General features: G+C 61.0%; 14 protein-coding genes. 6 read left to right on the plus strand and 8 right to left on the minus strand.

The annotated features are described in order from the left end of the window. The first annotated feature begins 2 nt into the window (after positions 1–2). From PSH76_RS06150 to PSH76_RS06165, 4 genes are all read left to right on the plus strand, one after another. On the plus strand, positions 3–248 hold the full coding sequence (locus tag PSH76_RS06150; protein WP_014719486.1) for a hypothetical protein: 246 nt from the start codon (positions 3–5) through the stop codon (positions 246–248). Between the two features lie 2 nt (positions 249–250). Continuing rightward, positions 251–1,075, plus strand: coding sequence for a mechanosensitive ion channel domain-containing protein (locus PSH76_RS06155; protein ID WP_003193288.1), 825 nt, complete (start codon positions 251–253; stop codon positions 1,073–1,075). Between the two features lie 87 nt (positions 1,076–1,162). After that, positions 1,163–1,753: an RNA polymerase sigma factor SigX gene (gene sigX / locus PSH76_RS06160; protein WP_003193286.1), complete on the plus strand. Its 591-nt coding sequence runs from the start codon at positions 1,163–1,165 to the stop codon at positions 1,751–1,753. Between the two features lie 107 nt (positions 1,754–1,860). Beyond that, positions 1,861–2,841: an OmpA family protein gene (locus PSH76_RS06165; RefSeq protein ID WP_032895800.1), complete on the plus strand. Its 981-nt coding sequence runs from the start codon at positions 1,861–1,863 to the stop codon at positions 2,839–2,841. A 57-nt stretch (positions 2,842–2,898) separates the two neighbouring features. Here PSH76_RS06165 and cobA read toward each other — a convergent pair whose 3' ends face one another. The 8 genes from cobA to PSH76_RS06205 all read right to left on the minus strand — a co-directional run bounded on the left by cobA (position 2,899) and on the right by PSH76_RS06205 (position 14,176). Continuing rightward, positions 2,899–3,642: a uroporphyrinogen-III C-methyltransferase gene (gene cobA, locus PSH76_RS06170; protein ID WP_032895801.1), complete on the minus strand. Its 744-nt coding sequence runs from the start codon at positions 3,640–3,642 to the stop codon at positions 2,899–2,901. Between the two features lie 10 nt (positions 3,643–3,652). Further along, entirely contained in the window at positions 3,653–6,361 is a 2,709-nt protein-coding gene (locus tag PSH76_RS06175) for a nitrate reductase (RefSeq protein WP_305493746.1), read from the minus strand. Next, positions 6,361–6,678, minus strand: coding sequence for a nitrite reductase small subunit NirD (nirD, locus tag PSH76_RS06180; protein ID WP_003193279.1), 318 nt, complete (start codon positions 6,676–6,678; stop codon positions 6,361–6,363). Before nirD ends, PSH76_RS06175 begins: the two co-directional genes overlap by 1 nt. Next, on the minus strand, positions 6,675–9,128 hold the full coding sequence (nirB, locus tag PSH76_RS06185; protein WP_305493747.1) for a nitrite reductase large subunit NirB: 2,454 nt from the start codon (positions 9,126–9,128) through the stop codon (positions 6,675–6,677). Before nirB ends, nirD begins: the two co-directional genes overlap by 4 nt. Before the next feature lie 233 nt (positions 9,129–9,361). After that, on the minus strand, positions 9,362–11,029 hold the full coding sequence (locus PSH76_RS06190) for a bifunctional protein-serine/threonine kinase/phosphatase (protein ID WP_305493748.1): 1,668 nt from the start codon (positions 11,027–11,029) through the stop codon (positions 9,362–9,364). Continuing rightward, positions 11,029–12,240 carry a NarK/NasA family nitrate transporter gene (locus PSH76_RS06195; RefSeq protein WP_003193275.1) on the minus strand — a complete coding sequence of 404 codons (1,212 nt, stop codon included), beginning with the start codon at positions 12,238–12,240 and terminating at the stop codon, positions 11,029–11,031. The genes PSH76_RS06190 and PSH76_RS06195 overlap by 1 nt, the downstream gene beginning before the upstream one ends. A 147-nt stretch (positions 12,241–12,387) precedes the next feature. Continuing rightward, complete coding sequence (locus PSH76_RS06200; RefSeq protein WP_003193274.1) at positions 12,388–12,963, minus strand: ANTAR domain-containing response regulator; 576 nt, start codon at positions 12,961–12,963, stop codon at positions 12,388–12,390. A gap of 13 nt (positions 12,964–12,976) precedes the next feature. Then, positions 12,977–14,176 carry a CmpA/NrtA family ABC transporter substrate-binding protein gene (locus tag PSH76_RS06205; protein ID WP_305493749.1) on the minus strand — a complete coding sequence of 400 codons (1,200 nt, stop codon included), beginning with the start codon at positions 14,174–14,176 and terminating at the stop codon, positions 12,977–12,979. A 247-nt stretch (positions 14,177–14,423) separates the two neighbouring features. Here PSH76_RS06205 and PSH76_RS06210 point away from each other — a divergent pair, with 247 nt between their 5' ends. Both PSH76_RS06210 and PSH76_RS06215 read left to right on the plus strand, forming a co-directional pair. Next, positions 14,424–15,155: a secretin N-terminal domain-containing protein gene (locus tag PSH76_RS06210; RefSeq protein ID WP_305493750.1), complete on the plus strand. Its 732-nt coding sequence runs from the start codon at positions 14,424–14,426 to the stop codon at positions 15,153–15,155. A gap of 15 nt (positions 15,156–15,170) precedes the next feature. Next, positions 15,171–15,386 (plus strand): FliM/FliN family flagellar motor switch protein, encoded by a 216-nt coding sequence (locus tag PSH76_RS06215; protein ID WP_003193267.1) that lies wholly within the window; start codon positions 15,171–15,173, stop codon positions 15,384–15,386. Positions 15,387–15,935: the final 549 nt, after the last annotated feature.

The raw sequence follows: 15,935 nt of genomic DNA on the forward strand, positions 1-15,935 counted from the left end.
CTATGCACGATCCGTTCGAACAGTCTTTGCGTGACATGCTCAATGCTTCGCCATCCAACCGTGATGACGATGCTTGCCTGGGCCGCGTACTGAAAACCGCCAACCGTCAGGTAGGGGCGGGTGACCTGTTCGGTCTGCTCGGGCGTTGGTTGCCGGCGTTGATGATGGCCCTGAACAACGGTTCAGCCCATGTGTCACCGGTTTCCCGTCGTAAACCTCTTGCTAGCACTGCTGATAAGGCTGATTGAATATGGAACTTGATCTCTGGACCCAGAGCCTGGTCACCGCGATGACCGCATTGTGGACCAAGGTGGCGAATTTCATTCCCAACCTGTTTGGTGCCCTGGTCCTGGTATTGCTGGGTTTTGTCGTCGCCAAGCTGCTCGATACCCTGCTGTCCAAATTGCTCGCCAAACTGGGCCTCGATCGCCTGATGGCCGGCACTGGCCTGACCAAATTGCTCGGCCGCGCTGGGTTGCAAGTCCCGATTTCGACCCTCATCGGCAAGATCGTCTATTGGTTCGTTCTACTTATTTTTCTGGTTTCTGCGGCACAGTCCCTTGGACTTGAGCGAGTTTCAGCTACGCTCGACATGCTGGCACTGTATTTGCCGAAAGTGTTCGGCGGCGCGCTGGTGCTGCTGGTGGGGGTTTTACTCGCGCAACTGGCCAACGGGCTGGTGCGCGGGGCCGCCGAAGGCGTGGGCTTGGACTACGCGGCGGGCCTGGGGCGAATCGCCCAGGGGCTGGTGATCATCATCAGTATTTCTGTCGCGATCAGCCAGTTGGAGGTCAAAACTGACCTGCTCAACCACGTGATTGTGATTGTTTTGATTACCGTTGGTCTGGCAGTTGCGCTGGCCATGGGGTTGGGAAGCCGGGAAATTGCCGGTCAGATTCTTGCGGGAATCTATGTGCGTGAGCTGTATCAAGTTGGGCAACAGGTGCGTGTGGGCGAGGTCGAAGGGCAAATCGAGGAGATCGGCACAGTCAAGACAACCGTGCTGACCGATGACGGGGAACTGGTGTCGCTGTCTAACCGGATTCTCCTGGAGCAGCAGGTCAGTAGCCGCTAATCCGGCAAATCCTGCTAATGTACGCCGCCGCAAACCCGGGTGACCGGGTTGCAGCGGACATTGACCTGACTGTCGGCACGACTTGTTTTGAATAAAGCCCAAACGCTGTCCACGCGCTATGACCCCCGTGAGCTCTCTGATGAGGAGTTGGTCGCGCGCTCGCACACGGAGCTGTTTCACGTAACACGCGCGTACGAAGAATTGATGCGCAGGTATCAACGCACTCTGTTCAACGTTTGTTCAAGGTATTTGGGGAACGATAGAGACGCGGATGATGTCTGTCAGGAAGTGATGCTCAAGGTGCTATACGGCCTGAAGAACTTCGAGGGCAAATCGAAGTTCAAGACCTGGCTGTACAGCATCACGTACAACGAGTGCATCACGCAGTATCGTAAGGAACGGCGAAAGCGTCGCTTGATGGACGCTTTGAGTCTGGACCCCCTTGAGGAGGCGTCTGAAGAGAAGGCGCCGGCACCCGAGGAGAAGGGCGGACTTGATCGCTGGTTGGTGCATGTGAACCCGATTGACCGGGAAATTCTGGTGCTTCGATTTGTCGCAGAGCTGGAATTTCAGGAAATCGCTGACATCATGCATATGGGCTTGAGTGCTACAAAAATGCGGTACAAACGTGCTCTTGATAAATTACGTGAGAAATTTGCGGGCGAGACTGAAACTTAGTGCGTAGCAAATATCTCTTACGTGTAGGCAAGTTCTGTTAGACTTGTCGCCGAGTTGTCCCCCGGTTTGTGGGACTGCTTTACAATCACCAGATGGGGATTTAACGGATGAAACTGAAAAACACCTTGGGCTTGGCCATTGGTTCTCTTATTGCCGCTACTTCTTTCGGCGTTCTGGCACAAGGCCAAGGCGCAGTTGAAGGCGAGCTGTTCTACAAGAAGCAGTACAACGATAGCGTTAAGCACATCGAAGACGGCTTCAACCCAGGCGCTCGCATTGGTTACTTCCTGACCGACGATCTGTCGTTGAATCTGTCGTACGACAAGACCAACCACACCCGTTCGAACGACGGCACTGGCAACCAGAAGATCAAAGGTGACACTGGCAGCCTCGTTGCTCAGTACCACTTCGGTCAGGCTGGCGTTGATAGCCTGCGTCCATACGTTGAAGGCGGTTTCGGCCACCAGAGCCGTACCAACGTTAAGGTTGACGGCCACAGCGGTCGCGACCAGACCACTTTCGCTACCATCGGTACCGGCGTGAAGTACTACTTCACCAACAACCTGTACGCTCGTGCTGGTGTTGAAGCTGACTACGGTCTGGACAACGGCAAGTGGGACTACTCCGCACTGGTTGGCCTGGGCGTGAACTTCGGCGGTAACGCTGGCGCAGCTGCTCCAGCTCCTACCCCAGCACCAGCTCCAGAGCCAGTTCCAGAGCCAGAAGCTCCGGTTGCTCAGGTTGTTCGTGTTGAGCTGGACGTTAAGTTCGACTTCGACAAGGCCGTTGTTAAGCCTAACAGCTACGGCGACGTTAAAAACCTGGCCGACTTCATGGCTCAGTACCCAGCTACCAACGTAGAAGTTGCTGGTCACACTGACTCCGTAGGTCCAGACGCTTACAACCAGAAGCTGTCCCAGCGTCGTGCTGACGCTGTTAAGCAAGTCCTGGTTAAAGACGGCGTTGCTCCTAACCGTGTAACTGCTGTTGGTTACGGCGAATCCCGCCCAGTTGCTGACAACGCAACTGAAGCTGGTCGCGCTGTTAACCGTCGCGTAGAAGCGTCGGTTGAAGCTCAAGCTCAGTAATTACTGAGTAAAGAAAAGCCCGGCTCAGGCCGGGCTTTTTTTCGCCTGCGATTTGCCTCAGGCGCTTGCCGCAGCGGCGATGCCATCCATCTGTGCGGCGCCGGCAACCTGGCCAATCACCAGGATGGCCGGGCTCTTGAGCGCAAAGGCTTTTGCAGCTTCATGCATGGCCGCAAGCGAGCTGCGGCATTCGCGTTGCTGGGGCAACGAAGCGTTTTCGATCATTGCCACCGGCATATCCGCAGCCATGCCACCGTTGAGTAACTGCTCGCGGATTTCTTCTAGCTTGGCCACGCCCATATACACCACCAGCGTGGTGCCTCCCTCCGCCAGCGCACGCCAGTTCAGGCTGCTGTCATCCTGGGTATGCGCGGTGACCAAGGTCACTCCACGGCTCACGCCACGCAAGGTCAACGGGATATCGCACTGGGTCGCTCCCGCCAGCCCCGAGGTGATGCCATTGACCAATTCCACCTCGACGCCACGCTCGCGCAGCCAGGTTGCCTCTTCGCCACCGCGGCCAAAAATACACGGGTCGCCACCTTTGAGGCGTACCACGCACTTGCCCTGGCGCGCATAACGCAGCATCAGGCGGTGAATAAACTCCTGCGGGGTGGAGCGACAGCCCCCACGCTTGCCAACGGTAATCACCCGGGCGCTGGCGCAGTGTTCCAGTACTGCCGGGTTGACCAAGTCATCAATCAGCACAATATCCGCTGCATGCAGAGCCCGGACCGCCTTGAGGGTCAGCAACTCCGGATCACCCGGCCCTGCGCCTACCAGCCATACTTTTGCGCTCATGTTGTTCCCCTTACACACTGATGGCGATTGGCTGCGGGTTGCTGGCCAAAAGACGTTTGATTTCCGGCACGCAGGAGCCGCATTGGGTGCCGCAGCCCAGTGCCTGTTTGAGGCCATCCAGGTCCAGGCCGCTGCCGATACCGGCACACACGGCGTTTTCGCTGACGTTCTTGCAGTTGCACACAATCTTGTTGCTGGCCGTGGTACCGCCCGGTGGCGCGCTCAAGGGCGCCAGCAACCAGCGCCGCAGTTGCTCGTCGGCGCGGCCTTCCAGCCACAGGCTTTGCAGCCAGTGACGGGCCAGGGTTTCGCCGGCCAGGCGCAGGGCGGTGATGCGGCCTTTCTCGATTTTTACGCGCTTGCCGATTGAGCGGCGGGGGTCGTCATAGGCCATTACCGGGCCGTCGTTGAGGCCCAGCAGGTGGTCGATACGGGTCAACAGTTGCAGGTCGGGCGCCTCGGTATGCGCGGCGCGCACCAGCAACGCGGGGCGTTCACGGCCAGCCAGGCTCAGGCTGACGTAGGCAAAGGTTTCACACAGTGGGCGCAAGGCTTCGAAGTGCTGCTGCACATCGCCTTCGATCAGCGCAAACAGCTGCCATGGCAGTTGCACTGCTTCCAGGCGCACGCCGCTGTGCTTGAGCTCCGGCTGCTTGGACAAAGGGTCGAACGCCGGTTGCGTGAGGGTATTAACGCCGCCCTTGAGAAAACGGTCACCCCAGTGCATGGGCAGGAACGCTTGGCCGGGGCGCACACTGTCATCGCTGCCGACGGCGACGATCACGCTGCCGCGACGGCTTTTCAGGCTGACCAGGTCACCCTCTTTGAAACGGTGACGGCGCAGCTCGTCCGGGTGCAGGCTCAGCAGCGCCTCACTGACGTGCCCGAACAGCTGGGCGGCGGTGCCGGTGCGGCTCATGCCGTGCCATTGATCACGCAGGCGACCAGTGATCAGGGTCAACGGGAATCGCGCATCGCGCTGTTCCTTGGCGGCGCGATAAGGCTCGGCGACAAACCGCGCCCGCCCACTGTCAGTGGGGAAAATACCGTCGGTGTACAAGCGCGACGTACCCGCCTGCGCACCCTCGGGAAACGGCCACTGCTGCGGGCCGAGCCGGTCGAGCAGGGCATGGCTGATGCCGGACATATCCAGGTCACGGCCTTGAGTCAGTGGCTTGAATTCATCAAACAGCTGGGCCGCTTGTTCAAAGGCGAACAGGCTCGGCAACCCTGGACGCAGACGGCGCTCCAGGCGCTGGGCGAAATCCACCGTGATCGCCCAATCCGCGCGTGCTTCACCCGGTGGGTTGATGGCGCGGCGCACGTGGGAAATGCGCCGCTCGGAGTTGGTCACCGTGCCGTCTTTTTCACCCCAACTGGCGGCGGGCAGTAGCAGGTCGGCATAGGCGGCGGTTTCGGTGGTATGAAATGCTTCCTGCAACACCACGAACGGACACGCGGCCAAGGCTGCGCGCACCGCGTTCTGGTCGGGCAGGGATTGGGCAGGGTTGGTACAGGCGATCCACAGCGCCTTGATCTTGCCAGCCTGCACCTGTTCAAACAGTTCGATGGCGGTAAGGCCGGTGGTCGCGGGCAGTTGTTCCACGCCCCAATAGGCCGCCACTTCAGCGCGGTGTTCAGGGTTGGCCGCGTCGCGGTGGCCCGGCAGCAAGTTGGACAGGCTGCCGGTTTCGCGCCCACCCATGGCGTTCGGTTGGCCGGTGAGGGAAAACGGCCCGCAGCCCGGGCGGCCAATGGTCCCCGTGGCTAAATGCAGGTTGATCAGTGCACTGTTTTTGGCGCTGCCAGCTGTGGACTGGTTAAGCCCCATGCACCACAGCGACAAAAAGCTGCTGGAGGTGCCGACCCACTGCGCGCACAGGCGCAACTGTTCGACGCTGATACCGCACAGCTGCGTGACCATCTGCGGCGTGTAGTCATGCACCAGGCGCTTGAGTTCGGCCAAGCCATCGGTGTGAGCCTGGATAAACGCGCGGTCGACCCAGTCTTCCCACAGCAACAGATGCAAAATCCCGTGGAACAACGCCACATCCGTGCCCGGCAAGATGGCTAAGTGCAGGTCGGCCAAGTCGCAGGTGTCGGTACGCCGAGGGTCAATCACCAGCACTTTCATCTGCGGGCGTTGCGCCTTGGCTTGCTCCAGGCGTCGGAACAATACCGGGTGGGCGTAGGCCATATTGCTGCCGACGATCATCACGCAGTCGCTGTTTTCCAGGTCTTCATAGCTGCACGGCGGCGCATCGGCGCCCAGGCTGCGCTTGTAGCCGACCACCGCCGAAGACATGCATAGCCTAGAATTGCTGTCGATATTGTTAGTGCCCACCAACGCCCGCGCCAACTTGTTGAAGCTGTAGTAGTCCTCGGTCAGCAGTTGCCCGGAGATATAGAACGCCACACTGTCGGGCCCGTGCTCGGCAATCGTATCGGCGAACACGTTGGCCGCATGCTCCAGGGCGGTGTCCCAGTCGGTGCGAGTGCGTGCCAGTGCTTTGCCCAAGCGTAATTGCGGGTACAGGGCGCGGGCGCTCACGTCGCCGGTCAAGTGCAGGCTGGCACCTTTGCTGCACAACTTGCCGAAGTTGGCCGGATGGCTGGGGTCGCCTTGCACCCCCAGGATCTGTTCGCCGTCATGCTCGATCAGCACGCCGCAGCCCACTCCGCAATAACAGCAGGTGGACGCGGTGGTCTGGCGGTTCATCAACCCGCGTCCCGCAGGGCCAGCATCACCCGGCCGTTTTCGACCCGTGCCTGGTGATGGTGGGCACAGCCGATATCCGGGGCCTGGGCTTGGCCGGATTCAAGGTCGATCTGCCAATTGTGCAATGGGCAGGCCACACGCTTGCCATAGATCAAGCCTTGGGACAGCGGCCCGCCCTTGTGCGGGCAGCGGTCGTCGAGGGCAAAGACTTCGTCGTCACTGGTGCGAAAAATCGCGATGTCACCTTTGGGCCCGCTGATGATGCGCGAGCCCAGGGCGTTGATTTCGTCGAGGGCGCAGATATCCAGCCAGTTCATAGCGAGACCTCCAGGTGTTTGACAGGGATCACGTCGAATTCCTTTTTCAGCAGCGGCTGTTCCAGGCGTTCCTTCCACGGGTCCTGCTCGAATGACAACGAGAACTGCAAACGCTCATTGAGGGCCTGGCGGCGCGCCGGGTCTTCCAGCACGGCCTTTTTGATATGTTCCATGCCCACTCGCTGCAGGTAGTGCACGGTGCGTTCCAGGTAGAAGGCTTCTTCGCGGTACAACTGCAGGAACGCGCCGTTGTATTCACGTACTTCCTCGGCGGTTTTCACCTTGACGAAGAACTCCGCAACTTCTGTCTTGATCCCGCCGTTGCCGCCGATGTACATCTCCCAGCCCGAGTCGACACCGATAATGCCTACGTCCTTGATGCCCGCTTCCGAGCAGTTGCGTGGGCAACCGGAGACCGCCAACTTGACCTTGTGGGGCGACCACATATTGAACAAGTCATGCTCCAGCTCAATGCCCAGTTGCGTCGAGTTCTGCGTACCAAACCGGCAGAACTCGCTGCCCACACAGGTTTTGACGGTGCGGATGGATTTGCCATAGGCGTGCCCAGACGGCATATCCAGGTCCTTCCACACCCCTGGCAAGTCCTGCTTCTTGATACCGAGCAAGTCAATGCGCTGGCCGCCGGTGACCTTGACCATCGGCACGTTGTACTTGTCGGCCACATCGGCGATGCGGCGCAGCTCCGAAGGATTGGTCACGCCGCCCCACATCCGTGGCACCACAGAATAGGTGCCGTCTTTTTGAATATTGGCGTGGGCCCGTTCGTTGATCAGCCGCGATTGCGGGTCGTCCTTGGCTTCGCCGGGCCAGGTGGAGATCAGGTAATAGTTGAGCGCCGGGCGGCAGGTGGCGCAGCCATTGGGGGTGCGCCAGTTCAAGTAGCGCAGGGTGCTGTCGATGGTCAGCAGGTGCTGCTCGCGAATGGCCTGGCGGATCTGCCCGTGGTTGAGGTCGCTGCAGCCGCAGATGGCTTTTTCACTTTTGGGTTTGACGTCGGCGGCGCCGCCCACGGTGTTGATCAGGATCTGCTCGACCAACCCGGCACAGGAACCGCAGGAACTGGCGGCCTTGGTGTGTTTTTTCACCTCATCGACACTGAACAGCCCTTGTTCCTGGATCGCCTTGACGATGGTGCTCTTGCACACGCCATTGCAGCCGCAGACTTCGGCGCTGTCGGCCATGCTCATGGCTTTGTCCTGGCCTTGGTGGCCGACATCGCCGAGTGCATTTTCACCGAACATCAGGTGATCGCGGATTTCACCGATGGCGTGGTTCTCACGGATCTGGCGGAAATACCAGCCGCCATCGGCGGTATCGCCGTACAGGCAGGCGCCGACCAGGATGTCGTCCTTGATCACCAGCTTCTTGTACACGCCGCCAATCGGGTCGGAGAGGGTGATGGTCTCGGTGCCTTCGCCGCCCATGAAGTCGCCGGCGGAGAACAGGTCGATGCCGGTGACTTTCAGTTTTGTCGAGGTCACCGAGCCCTTGTAAGTGGCAAACCCCAGTTGGGCCAGGTGGTTGGCGCAGACCTTGGCCTGTTCGAACAACGGCGCCACCAGGCCGTAGGCGATCCCGCGATGGCTGGCGCATTCGCCGATCGCGTAGATGCGCGGGTCGTAGGTTTGCATCGTGTCATTGACCAGAATCCCACGGTTGCAGGGGATGCCGGACTTTTCCGCCAGTTCGGTGTTGGGGCGGATGCCGGCAGCCATCACCACCAGGTCGGCGGGGATGATGTCGCCATTTTTGAACTGCACCGAGCCGACGCGGCCGTTGCCGGCATCGTGCAGGGCCTGGGTTTGCTCGCACAGGCGGAACACCAGGCCGCGGCTTTCCAGTTCGGTTTGCAGTAGCTGGCCGCTGGTCTTGTCCAGTTGCCGCTCCAGCAGCCATTCACCGATGTGCACCACCGTCACGTGCATGCCGCGCAGCATCAGGCCGTTGGCCGCTTCCAGGCCGAGCAGGCCGCCGCCGATCACCACTGCATGCTTGTGGGTCTTGGCGGTGTCGATCATCGCCTGGGTGTCGGCGATGTCGCGGTAGCCAATCACGCCCTGCAGGGTATTGCCGGGAATCGGCAGGATAAACGGCGTGGAACCGGTGGCGATCAGCAGGCGGTCATACTCGGCCTCGGTGCCGTCTTCGGCGATGACTTTGCGCTTGACCCGATCGATCTGCACCACCTTGCGGTTGAGCAGCAACTTGACGTTGTTGTTCAGGTACCAATCCAGATCGTTGAGCACGATCTCTTCGAAGGTTTGCTCACCGGCCAGTACCGGCGACAGCAGGATGCGGTTGTAGTTGGTGTGAGGCTCGGCGCCGAACACGGTGATGTCGTACAGCTCGTTGCTCAGCTTGAGCAGTTCTTCCAGGGTGCGAACCCCGGCCATGCCGTTGCCGATCATCACCAGTTTGAGTTTTTTCATGTCGTTCTCCGCAATGGCTCGACAAATCGTGCGCAAACAAAAAAGGCGTCCCCGCTAGTCAGCTAGCGAGGACGCCTTTGTCCTGGTCCCGTTCTCTCGGGAAGCTCGGCCCTTCGTCGTTGAAGGAGCGGCTATATGTGGGGTGTTGGGAAAGCTAATGCAGCAGCTGTGCCAAGTCCCTATAGCCCCAGTTTTACTGAGCGTTTACACGCAGAACCGGCGGATTCTGCCCGTTAGTGGTGCAGCAGCCAGTACAGCAGCACCAGATTGAGCAGCATTGAAGCCACCGCCAGGGTTTGCCAGACCTTCAAGGGTTCGCGTTCGAGCAAGGGCCGTGGGCGTAGGCTCAATTCGCGGCGGTCGGCCTGCTCCAGCACCAACAGCCATTCTTCGGCGGTTTCATAACGTTGGGCCGGGGCAGCGGTCACCGCCCGTTCCAGGCTGTGTGGCAACCACTCCGGCAAGTCGGGGCGATAACGGCTGGCGCTGACGGGCTGGGAAAACCTGGGCCGTTGGAAGGCCTCGATTTCACCGTAGGGATAATGCCCGGTCAGCAGGTAATACAAGGTCACGCCGACGCTATACAAATCCTGTTGCGCCGTAGGCTGCTCGCCAGCGAACGCCTCGGGTGCGATAAAACTTGGGGTGCCGGGCAGCAGATGGGCACGGTCCTCGGAGAGCCCGGGGCAATAGGCCAGGCCGAAGTCCAGCACCCGCAGTTCGCCATCGTCTCCCAGCAGCAGGTTTTCCGGCTTGATGTCGCGGTGCAGGATCTGCCGGCGATGCAACAGGCCCACGGCACGCAGCAAGCGTTCGGCAATGGACTGCCACTGCGCCAACGGCAGCGGGCCCTGTTGTTGGAACAGTTGGGCCAGGGTTTGTCCGGCATATTCGCGCATCACGTAGTACAAATGCTGACGACCGCTGGCGGCATGCACTTCGGGAAAGGCGCGGCCGGCGACCCGGCGCAGAAACCATTCCTCCGATAACAAGGCCTGGGCCGCATCGGTATCCTCGCAACGCAACGGCAAGGTCTTGAGCAGCCAGGGTTGCCCCTGGGCGTCGTGCACGCGGTACAGCAACGACTGGCGACTCTGCGCCAGCACGCTTTGCACCTCCCAGCCTTCAAAGGTTTGCCCGACTTTCAGCGGTGGCGGCAGCGGCCATTGCTGCAACTGCACCAGGGCGTCGCCGAGGGTGGCGGCGCCGAGTTGATCGATGCGCACCAGCAAGGCGCTGGCGTTGTCTTGGCTACCTGCCAGGTGGGCGGCGTTGACCAGGGTGTTGACGGCCAGGTCGAGGTCGCTTTGCTCGCGCAGGATCGCGCCGATGTTGTGATCGCCCAGCGTGGCCCATACCCCGTCGCTGAGCAGCAGGAAACTTTCGCCCTCGCGCAGTTGGCCATCGAGGAAGTCCAGCACCAAGTGCTGATCCAGGCCGAGGGCGCGCTTGAGCACATGTTGCATGCCCGGCTGTTCCCACACATGGTCTTCGCTGATGCGTTGCAACTCGCCGTCAAGCCAACGATACGCCCGGCAATCACCGACATGGGCCAGGGTGAAACGTTGGCCGCGAAACACCAGGGCACTGAGGGTGGTGAGCAACGGCTGCCCGCCGCCGTTGGCTTGCAACCAGCGATTCTGCGCCAGTAACAGACGCTCCAGCGCCTGGGCCACGCTCCAGGTCTGTGGCGTGGCGTAGTAGTCCAGGGCCAGGGCCTGCAAGGTCGAGCGTGCGGCCAGGCCACCGTCGGCGCATTGGCTCACACCATCGGCCAGTGCGCACAGGTAGCCTTTGCTCGCGGCCAGTTCCTCCATGGGCGTGACCACCCGCAGCGCATCCTGGTTCTCGCTGCGCGGGCCGATGGCACTGGCCTGGGCGACGCTCAGTTGTAAGCTCATCAGACGCGGGCGGCGGTCACGGCGGCCGAACCCCAGGTGGTTCTCCAGCGCCGTTTCACCCCATGCAGGCCGAACCAGGCCAGCACACCGAGGCTGGCGAACAACCACAGGGCCAGTTGATAGCTGCCGGTGCTCTGCTTGATGGCGCCCATGCCCGCTGCTAGGGCGAAGCCGCCGATGCCACCGGCCATGCCGATCAGGCCGGTCATGACGCCGATCTCACTGCGAAAACGCTGCGGCACCAGTTGGAATACCGCGCCATTGCCGGCGCCCAGGCCGAGCATGGTGCAGACGAAAAGCGCCAGCGCCGCGTAGGAACTTGGCAGGTTGAACCCCACTGCCGCAATGCAGATCACCGCCACGCTGTACATGCCGAGCAGGGTCTTGATCCCGCCGAACCGGTCTGCCAGGGCGCCGCCCAATGGGCGCATCAGGCTGCCGCCGAACACACAGGCGGCGGTGTAGTAGCCGGCGGTCACCGGGCTCAGGCCGTACTGGTCGTTGAAGTAGCCGGGCAAGGCGCTGGCCAGGCCGATAAACCCGCCGAAGGTCACGCTGTAGAAGAACATGAACCACCAACTGTCACGGTCGCCCAAAGCCTTGAAGTAGTCGGCCATGGCTTTGGCTTTTGGCCGCTGAGGCGCATTGCGCGCCAGCCAGGCGAACACGATCAGGGTCAGCACCAGTGGGATCAGCGCAAAGCCGAACACGTTACTCCAACCAAACGCGGCCGCCAGCACGGGCGCCAGCAGCGCGGCAAACACGGTGCCGGAATTACCGGCGCCGGCGATGCCCATGGCCTTGCCTTGGTGCTCCGCCGGGTACCACTGGGACGCCAAGGGCAGGGCGACCGCGAAGGACGCACCGGCCATGCCCAGGAACATGCCCAGCAGCAGCGCTTGTTCGTAACTGTGGATCCCCAGTTTCCAGGCGCAGAACAGCGCTACGATCACAATCACCTGGCCAATCAGCCCGGCGGTCTTGGGCGACAGCTTGTCGGCCAGCATCCCCATCAAGAAGCGCAGCACCGCGCCCGCCAGGATCGGCGTGGCCACCACCAGGCCACGCTGTTGGGTGGTCAGGTGCAAGTCAGCGGCAATCTGCACCGCCAGGGGGCCCAACAGGTACCAGACCATGAAGCTCAGGTCGAAATACAGGAACGCGGCAAACAGGGTCGGGGTGTGCCCGGATTTCCAGAAGCTTGATTTCATCACGCACCTCAACGGTTGGGGGTCTAGAAACGAAAAAACGCCGCCACCGGGTTCGCGAGGGCAAACCGGGTGGGCGACGTCTTTGTCGTGGAGGGGGCAACCGCCGTTGGCTACCTGTGATAATTCTTTAGCAAGAGCTGAGCCACATCAGCCGAGCAACTCGCTCATGGCAATAATCTGCTCTGCCACCTGGATCAGTTTCTGTTGACGGCTCATGGCCTGGCGGCGCATCAGGGTGTAGGCCTCTTCTTCGTTACAGCTCTTCATCTTCATCAACAGGCCCTTGGCCAATTCGATGCGCTTGCGTTCGGCCAGTTGCTGGTCGCGGGCATGCAGCTGGGCGCGCAGGGCCTGGTCACTCTCGAAACGCGCCATGGCCACATCGAGGATCGGTTGCAGGCGCTGGGCCTGGATGCCTTCGACGATATAGGCACTGACGCCGGACTTGATGGCCTGGCGCATCACATTAGGGTCGTGCTCGTCGGTAAACATCACGATGGGCCGGGGCTGATCGCGGCTGACCAGCACCACTTGCTCCATCACATCGCGCCCGGGTGACTCGGTATCGATCAGGATCACATCCGGGCGCACTGTTTCGACGCGTGCGGGCAAGTCGATAGTCAAGCCGGACTCATCGATCACCTCAAAGCCGGCCTCGGTCAATGCGGCCTTGAGGCGCCCGACCTTACGGGGGGTGTCGTTGATCAACAGGATTCGCAGCATCTTCGGGCTCCTGTCAGCGCAGCGCTTGACGGTTAGTGTCATCGGCCAGGGCATGCAGCTGGAAGCTGCGCGCATAGCCAGCGGGGTCGCTGCCGTCCCAGGTCTTGCCGTCGAGCAACTGGCAGCGGCGCATGTCCGAGTTGCCTGCGGGAATGCCCAGCGTCTCGGCCGCCTGGCGGTACAGCGCCAGTTGCTGTACCTGCCGGGCGACGCCCAGGTAGTCCGGGTCTTCACGCAGCAAGCCCCAGCGCCGGAACTGGGTCATGAACCACATGCCATCGCTGAGGTAAGGCAGGTTCACCTCGCCGTTGGCGAAAAAGCGCAGTGCGTTGGGATCCTGCCACTGGTTGCCCAGGCCATCCTCATAGTGGCCCAGCAAGCGCGGTTCGATGCAGGCCACAGGCGCATCGAGGTATTCAGGGGCACTGAGCAACTGGGCGGTAGAGCGGCGGTTTTCACGGCTCTGCTCGATAAACCGGCTTGCCTCCAGGATCGCCATGACCAGCACGCGTGCGGTATTGGGGTAGGCGTCAACGAAGGCTTGGGTGCAGCCCAGGACTTTTTCCGGGTGGTCCGGCCAGATCGCCTGGCTGGTCGCCAGGGTAAAGCCCTGGTGCTGTTGCACTGCGCTGGCGCACCAGGGTTCGCCCACGCAAAGGCCGTCGATACGTCCGGCTTGCAGGTGCGCGACCATTTGTGGCGGCGGCACTACTACGCTGTTCACATCCTGCAAGGGATGAATGCCTTGGCTCGCCAGCCAGTAATACAACCACATGGCGTGGGTGCCGGTGGGAAACGTCTGGGCGAAGGTCAGTTTTGTCCGGCTTTGGTGCACGTGGCGTTTCAATGCTTCAGGAGTGATCACCCCTTGCTGTTGCAGGCCATGGGACAGGTTGATGCCCTGGCCATTCTGGTTCAGCCCCATCAGCACCGCCATGGGGCTGGGGGCCACGCCGCCGATGCCCAGGTGTACGGCGTAGATCAGCCCGTAGAGACTGTGGGCAGCGTCCAGTTCACCGCTGACCAGCTTGTCGCGCAGGTTGGCCCAGGACGCTTGGCGCTTGAGGTTGAGTGTGAGGCCGTAGGGTTGGGCGAAGCCCTGGGTGGCGGCGACCACCAGCGAGGCGCAATCGGTCAGGGCCATGAACCCCAGGTCCAGGCTGCTCTTTTCCGGGGCATCGCTGCCGTTTACCCAAGCCAGCGGATCGTTCATCAATACCTGCCTTTTTCTGAAAAAAAAAGCGCCGTTTCCCAGGTTGGCGTATAGGCCATTGCAGGGGAACGACGCCTTTGTCTGTAGGCCCGTGCCGCCGTTGGTGCGAGCCTGATCCAGAGTGCAAAGCAAGGCACATGCCATGGGCAGGAGGTCGCAGTTGGCCGTCAACTTTCCATCATGATTGATCCTCGTGCGCCTCGCAGTATGGCCGCTTCTTCAGGCCAGACCGCCAGGCATACCCACGGTGCACGCTGATTACCTCGCAACCCTCAATTGTCGCTGGCTGTTCAGCGCGCTGCTGTGCGCCGCGCTGTTGCTGGGCAGTCGCACGGCCTGTGGCGAGGTGTTGCAGCTCTACGCTTTCGACGACACGAGAAGCTCGGCGGTGGTGCTGCGGCATATTTCCGTCAGTAAGCTGCGCGGCATCATGCGCCGTGCGGGGCTGGAAGAGCCGCGTTACCCACTGCGTGAACACGGCGGGCGTACGTTCTATGTAACCGGCCCTTCCAGCTATGTCGACCAGGTGTTGCGTCTCGCCCAACGGATGGACCGACCCCCTCGCAAGGTGCCAGAGCGCGCCCCGGTATTTGGCGTGGTGAAAGTGATCAATGTCCTCGTGGACGATCACCTGCAGGGCGCGGGAGCCAACAAGGTCCAGGTACCGGGCATGGCCTCCATGCTCGAAGCTCGGCTATCCCCGGCGCAGAGGGACCAACTGGCCGATGGCCGCATTGTGTTGATGGCCTATCCGGATACCAACAGTCTGTTGATCAAGGGCCCTCCCGCCCAAGTGAAGGTTATCGAAAAACTGGTGGCCGAGTTGGATGTCGCCCAGCCGCTGGATGACGCCTCGCCAGGGCAGGCTGGCGTAGGTGGCGACGGACTGCCCTGGATTGGCCCACCTCAGTTGAGCCCCGCGCAACACGAGCGTGTGCGACGTGCGTTCCTGGGAGCGGACCCTGAGTTTTCCCCCTGAAAAAGGCGTTTGTCCATGCACCTGGAAATATTGCTGCAGGAGCAACTGATCAGCCGCAAGCGTTTGGCCGCATTCGCACCGGGGAAGGTGCTGCCCTTGGACCCAGGCGTCACCCGCTGTGTGGAGGTGCGGGTCAATGGACAACTGATGGCAGTGGGAGAGTTGGTGCAGTTGGAGGATCGGCTAGGGGTTGAATTGCAGGAGACGTTTCAGGAGTGGTTGCCGCGATAAGCATAGGTATCTACACAACTTTGTGGGTTGTAACAGCAGACGGTAACCACGATGCGAAGCGAGTCGCTCTTGATCTTGCTCTTGATCTGCTTTTGATCTTAGGCGCCCCGTTAAACCACGCTGGCGGATTACGGGCACACCGAGCCTAGGCGAGGTGCCGAGTGGTGGGGCAAGAGCGTTTTGCTTACTTTTGCGCTTTTCAAAAGTGAGCCGCCGTCAGGGCGGAACCCTAAGTGGCCGTTACCGCAGGAATGGATATGTACACAATCCAACTGTGTCGACTGTCAGGTCGCTATCGCAGGCAAGCCAGCTCCCACATTTGGATCGCGGGGCGTCAGTTAGAACAGCGTCGGCTATCCGGTCGTCACGGGAGCAAGCTCTCTCGCCGCAGGTCCAGCGTCGCACCAAAGTTGTGTAGATACCTATGCCGCGATAAGGGTGCGTTAGCGAATTGTCTGACCGGCAGTGGCCAAAAAAAGGCGAATGAATGGGTTTTTTCCTAACGCGGGTCTTCGAGCCGGTTTTTTATAGTCGTGCCCATGGCAGATG

It is taken from the genome of Pseudomonas sp. FP215, from assembly GCF_030687795.1.
Taxonomy (GTDB): domain Bacteria; phylum Pseudomonadota; class Gammaproteobacteria; order Pseudomonadales; family Pseudomonadaceae; genus Aquipseudomonas; species Aquipseudomonas salmasensis.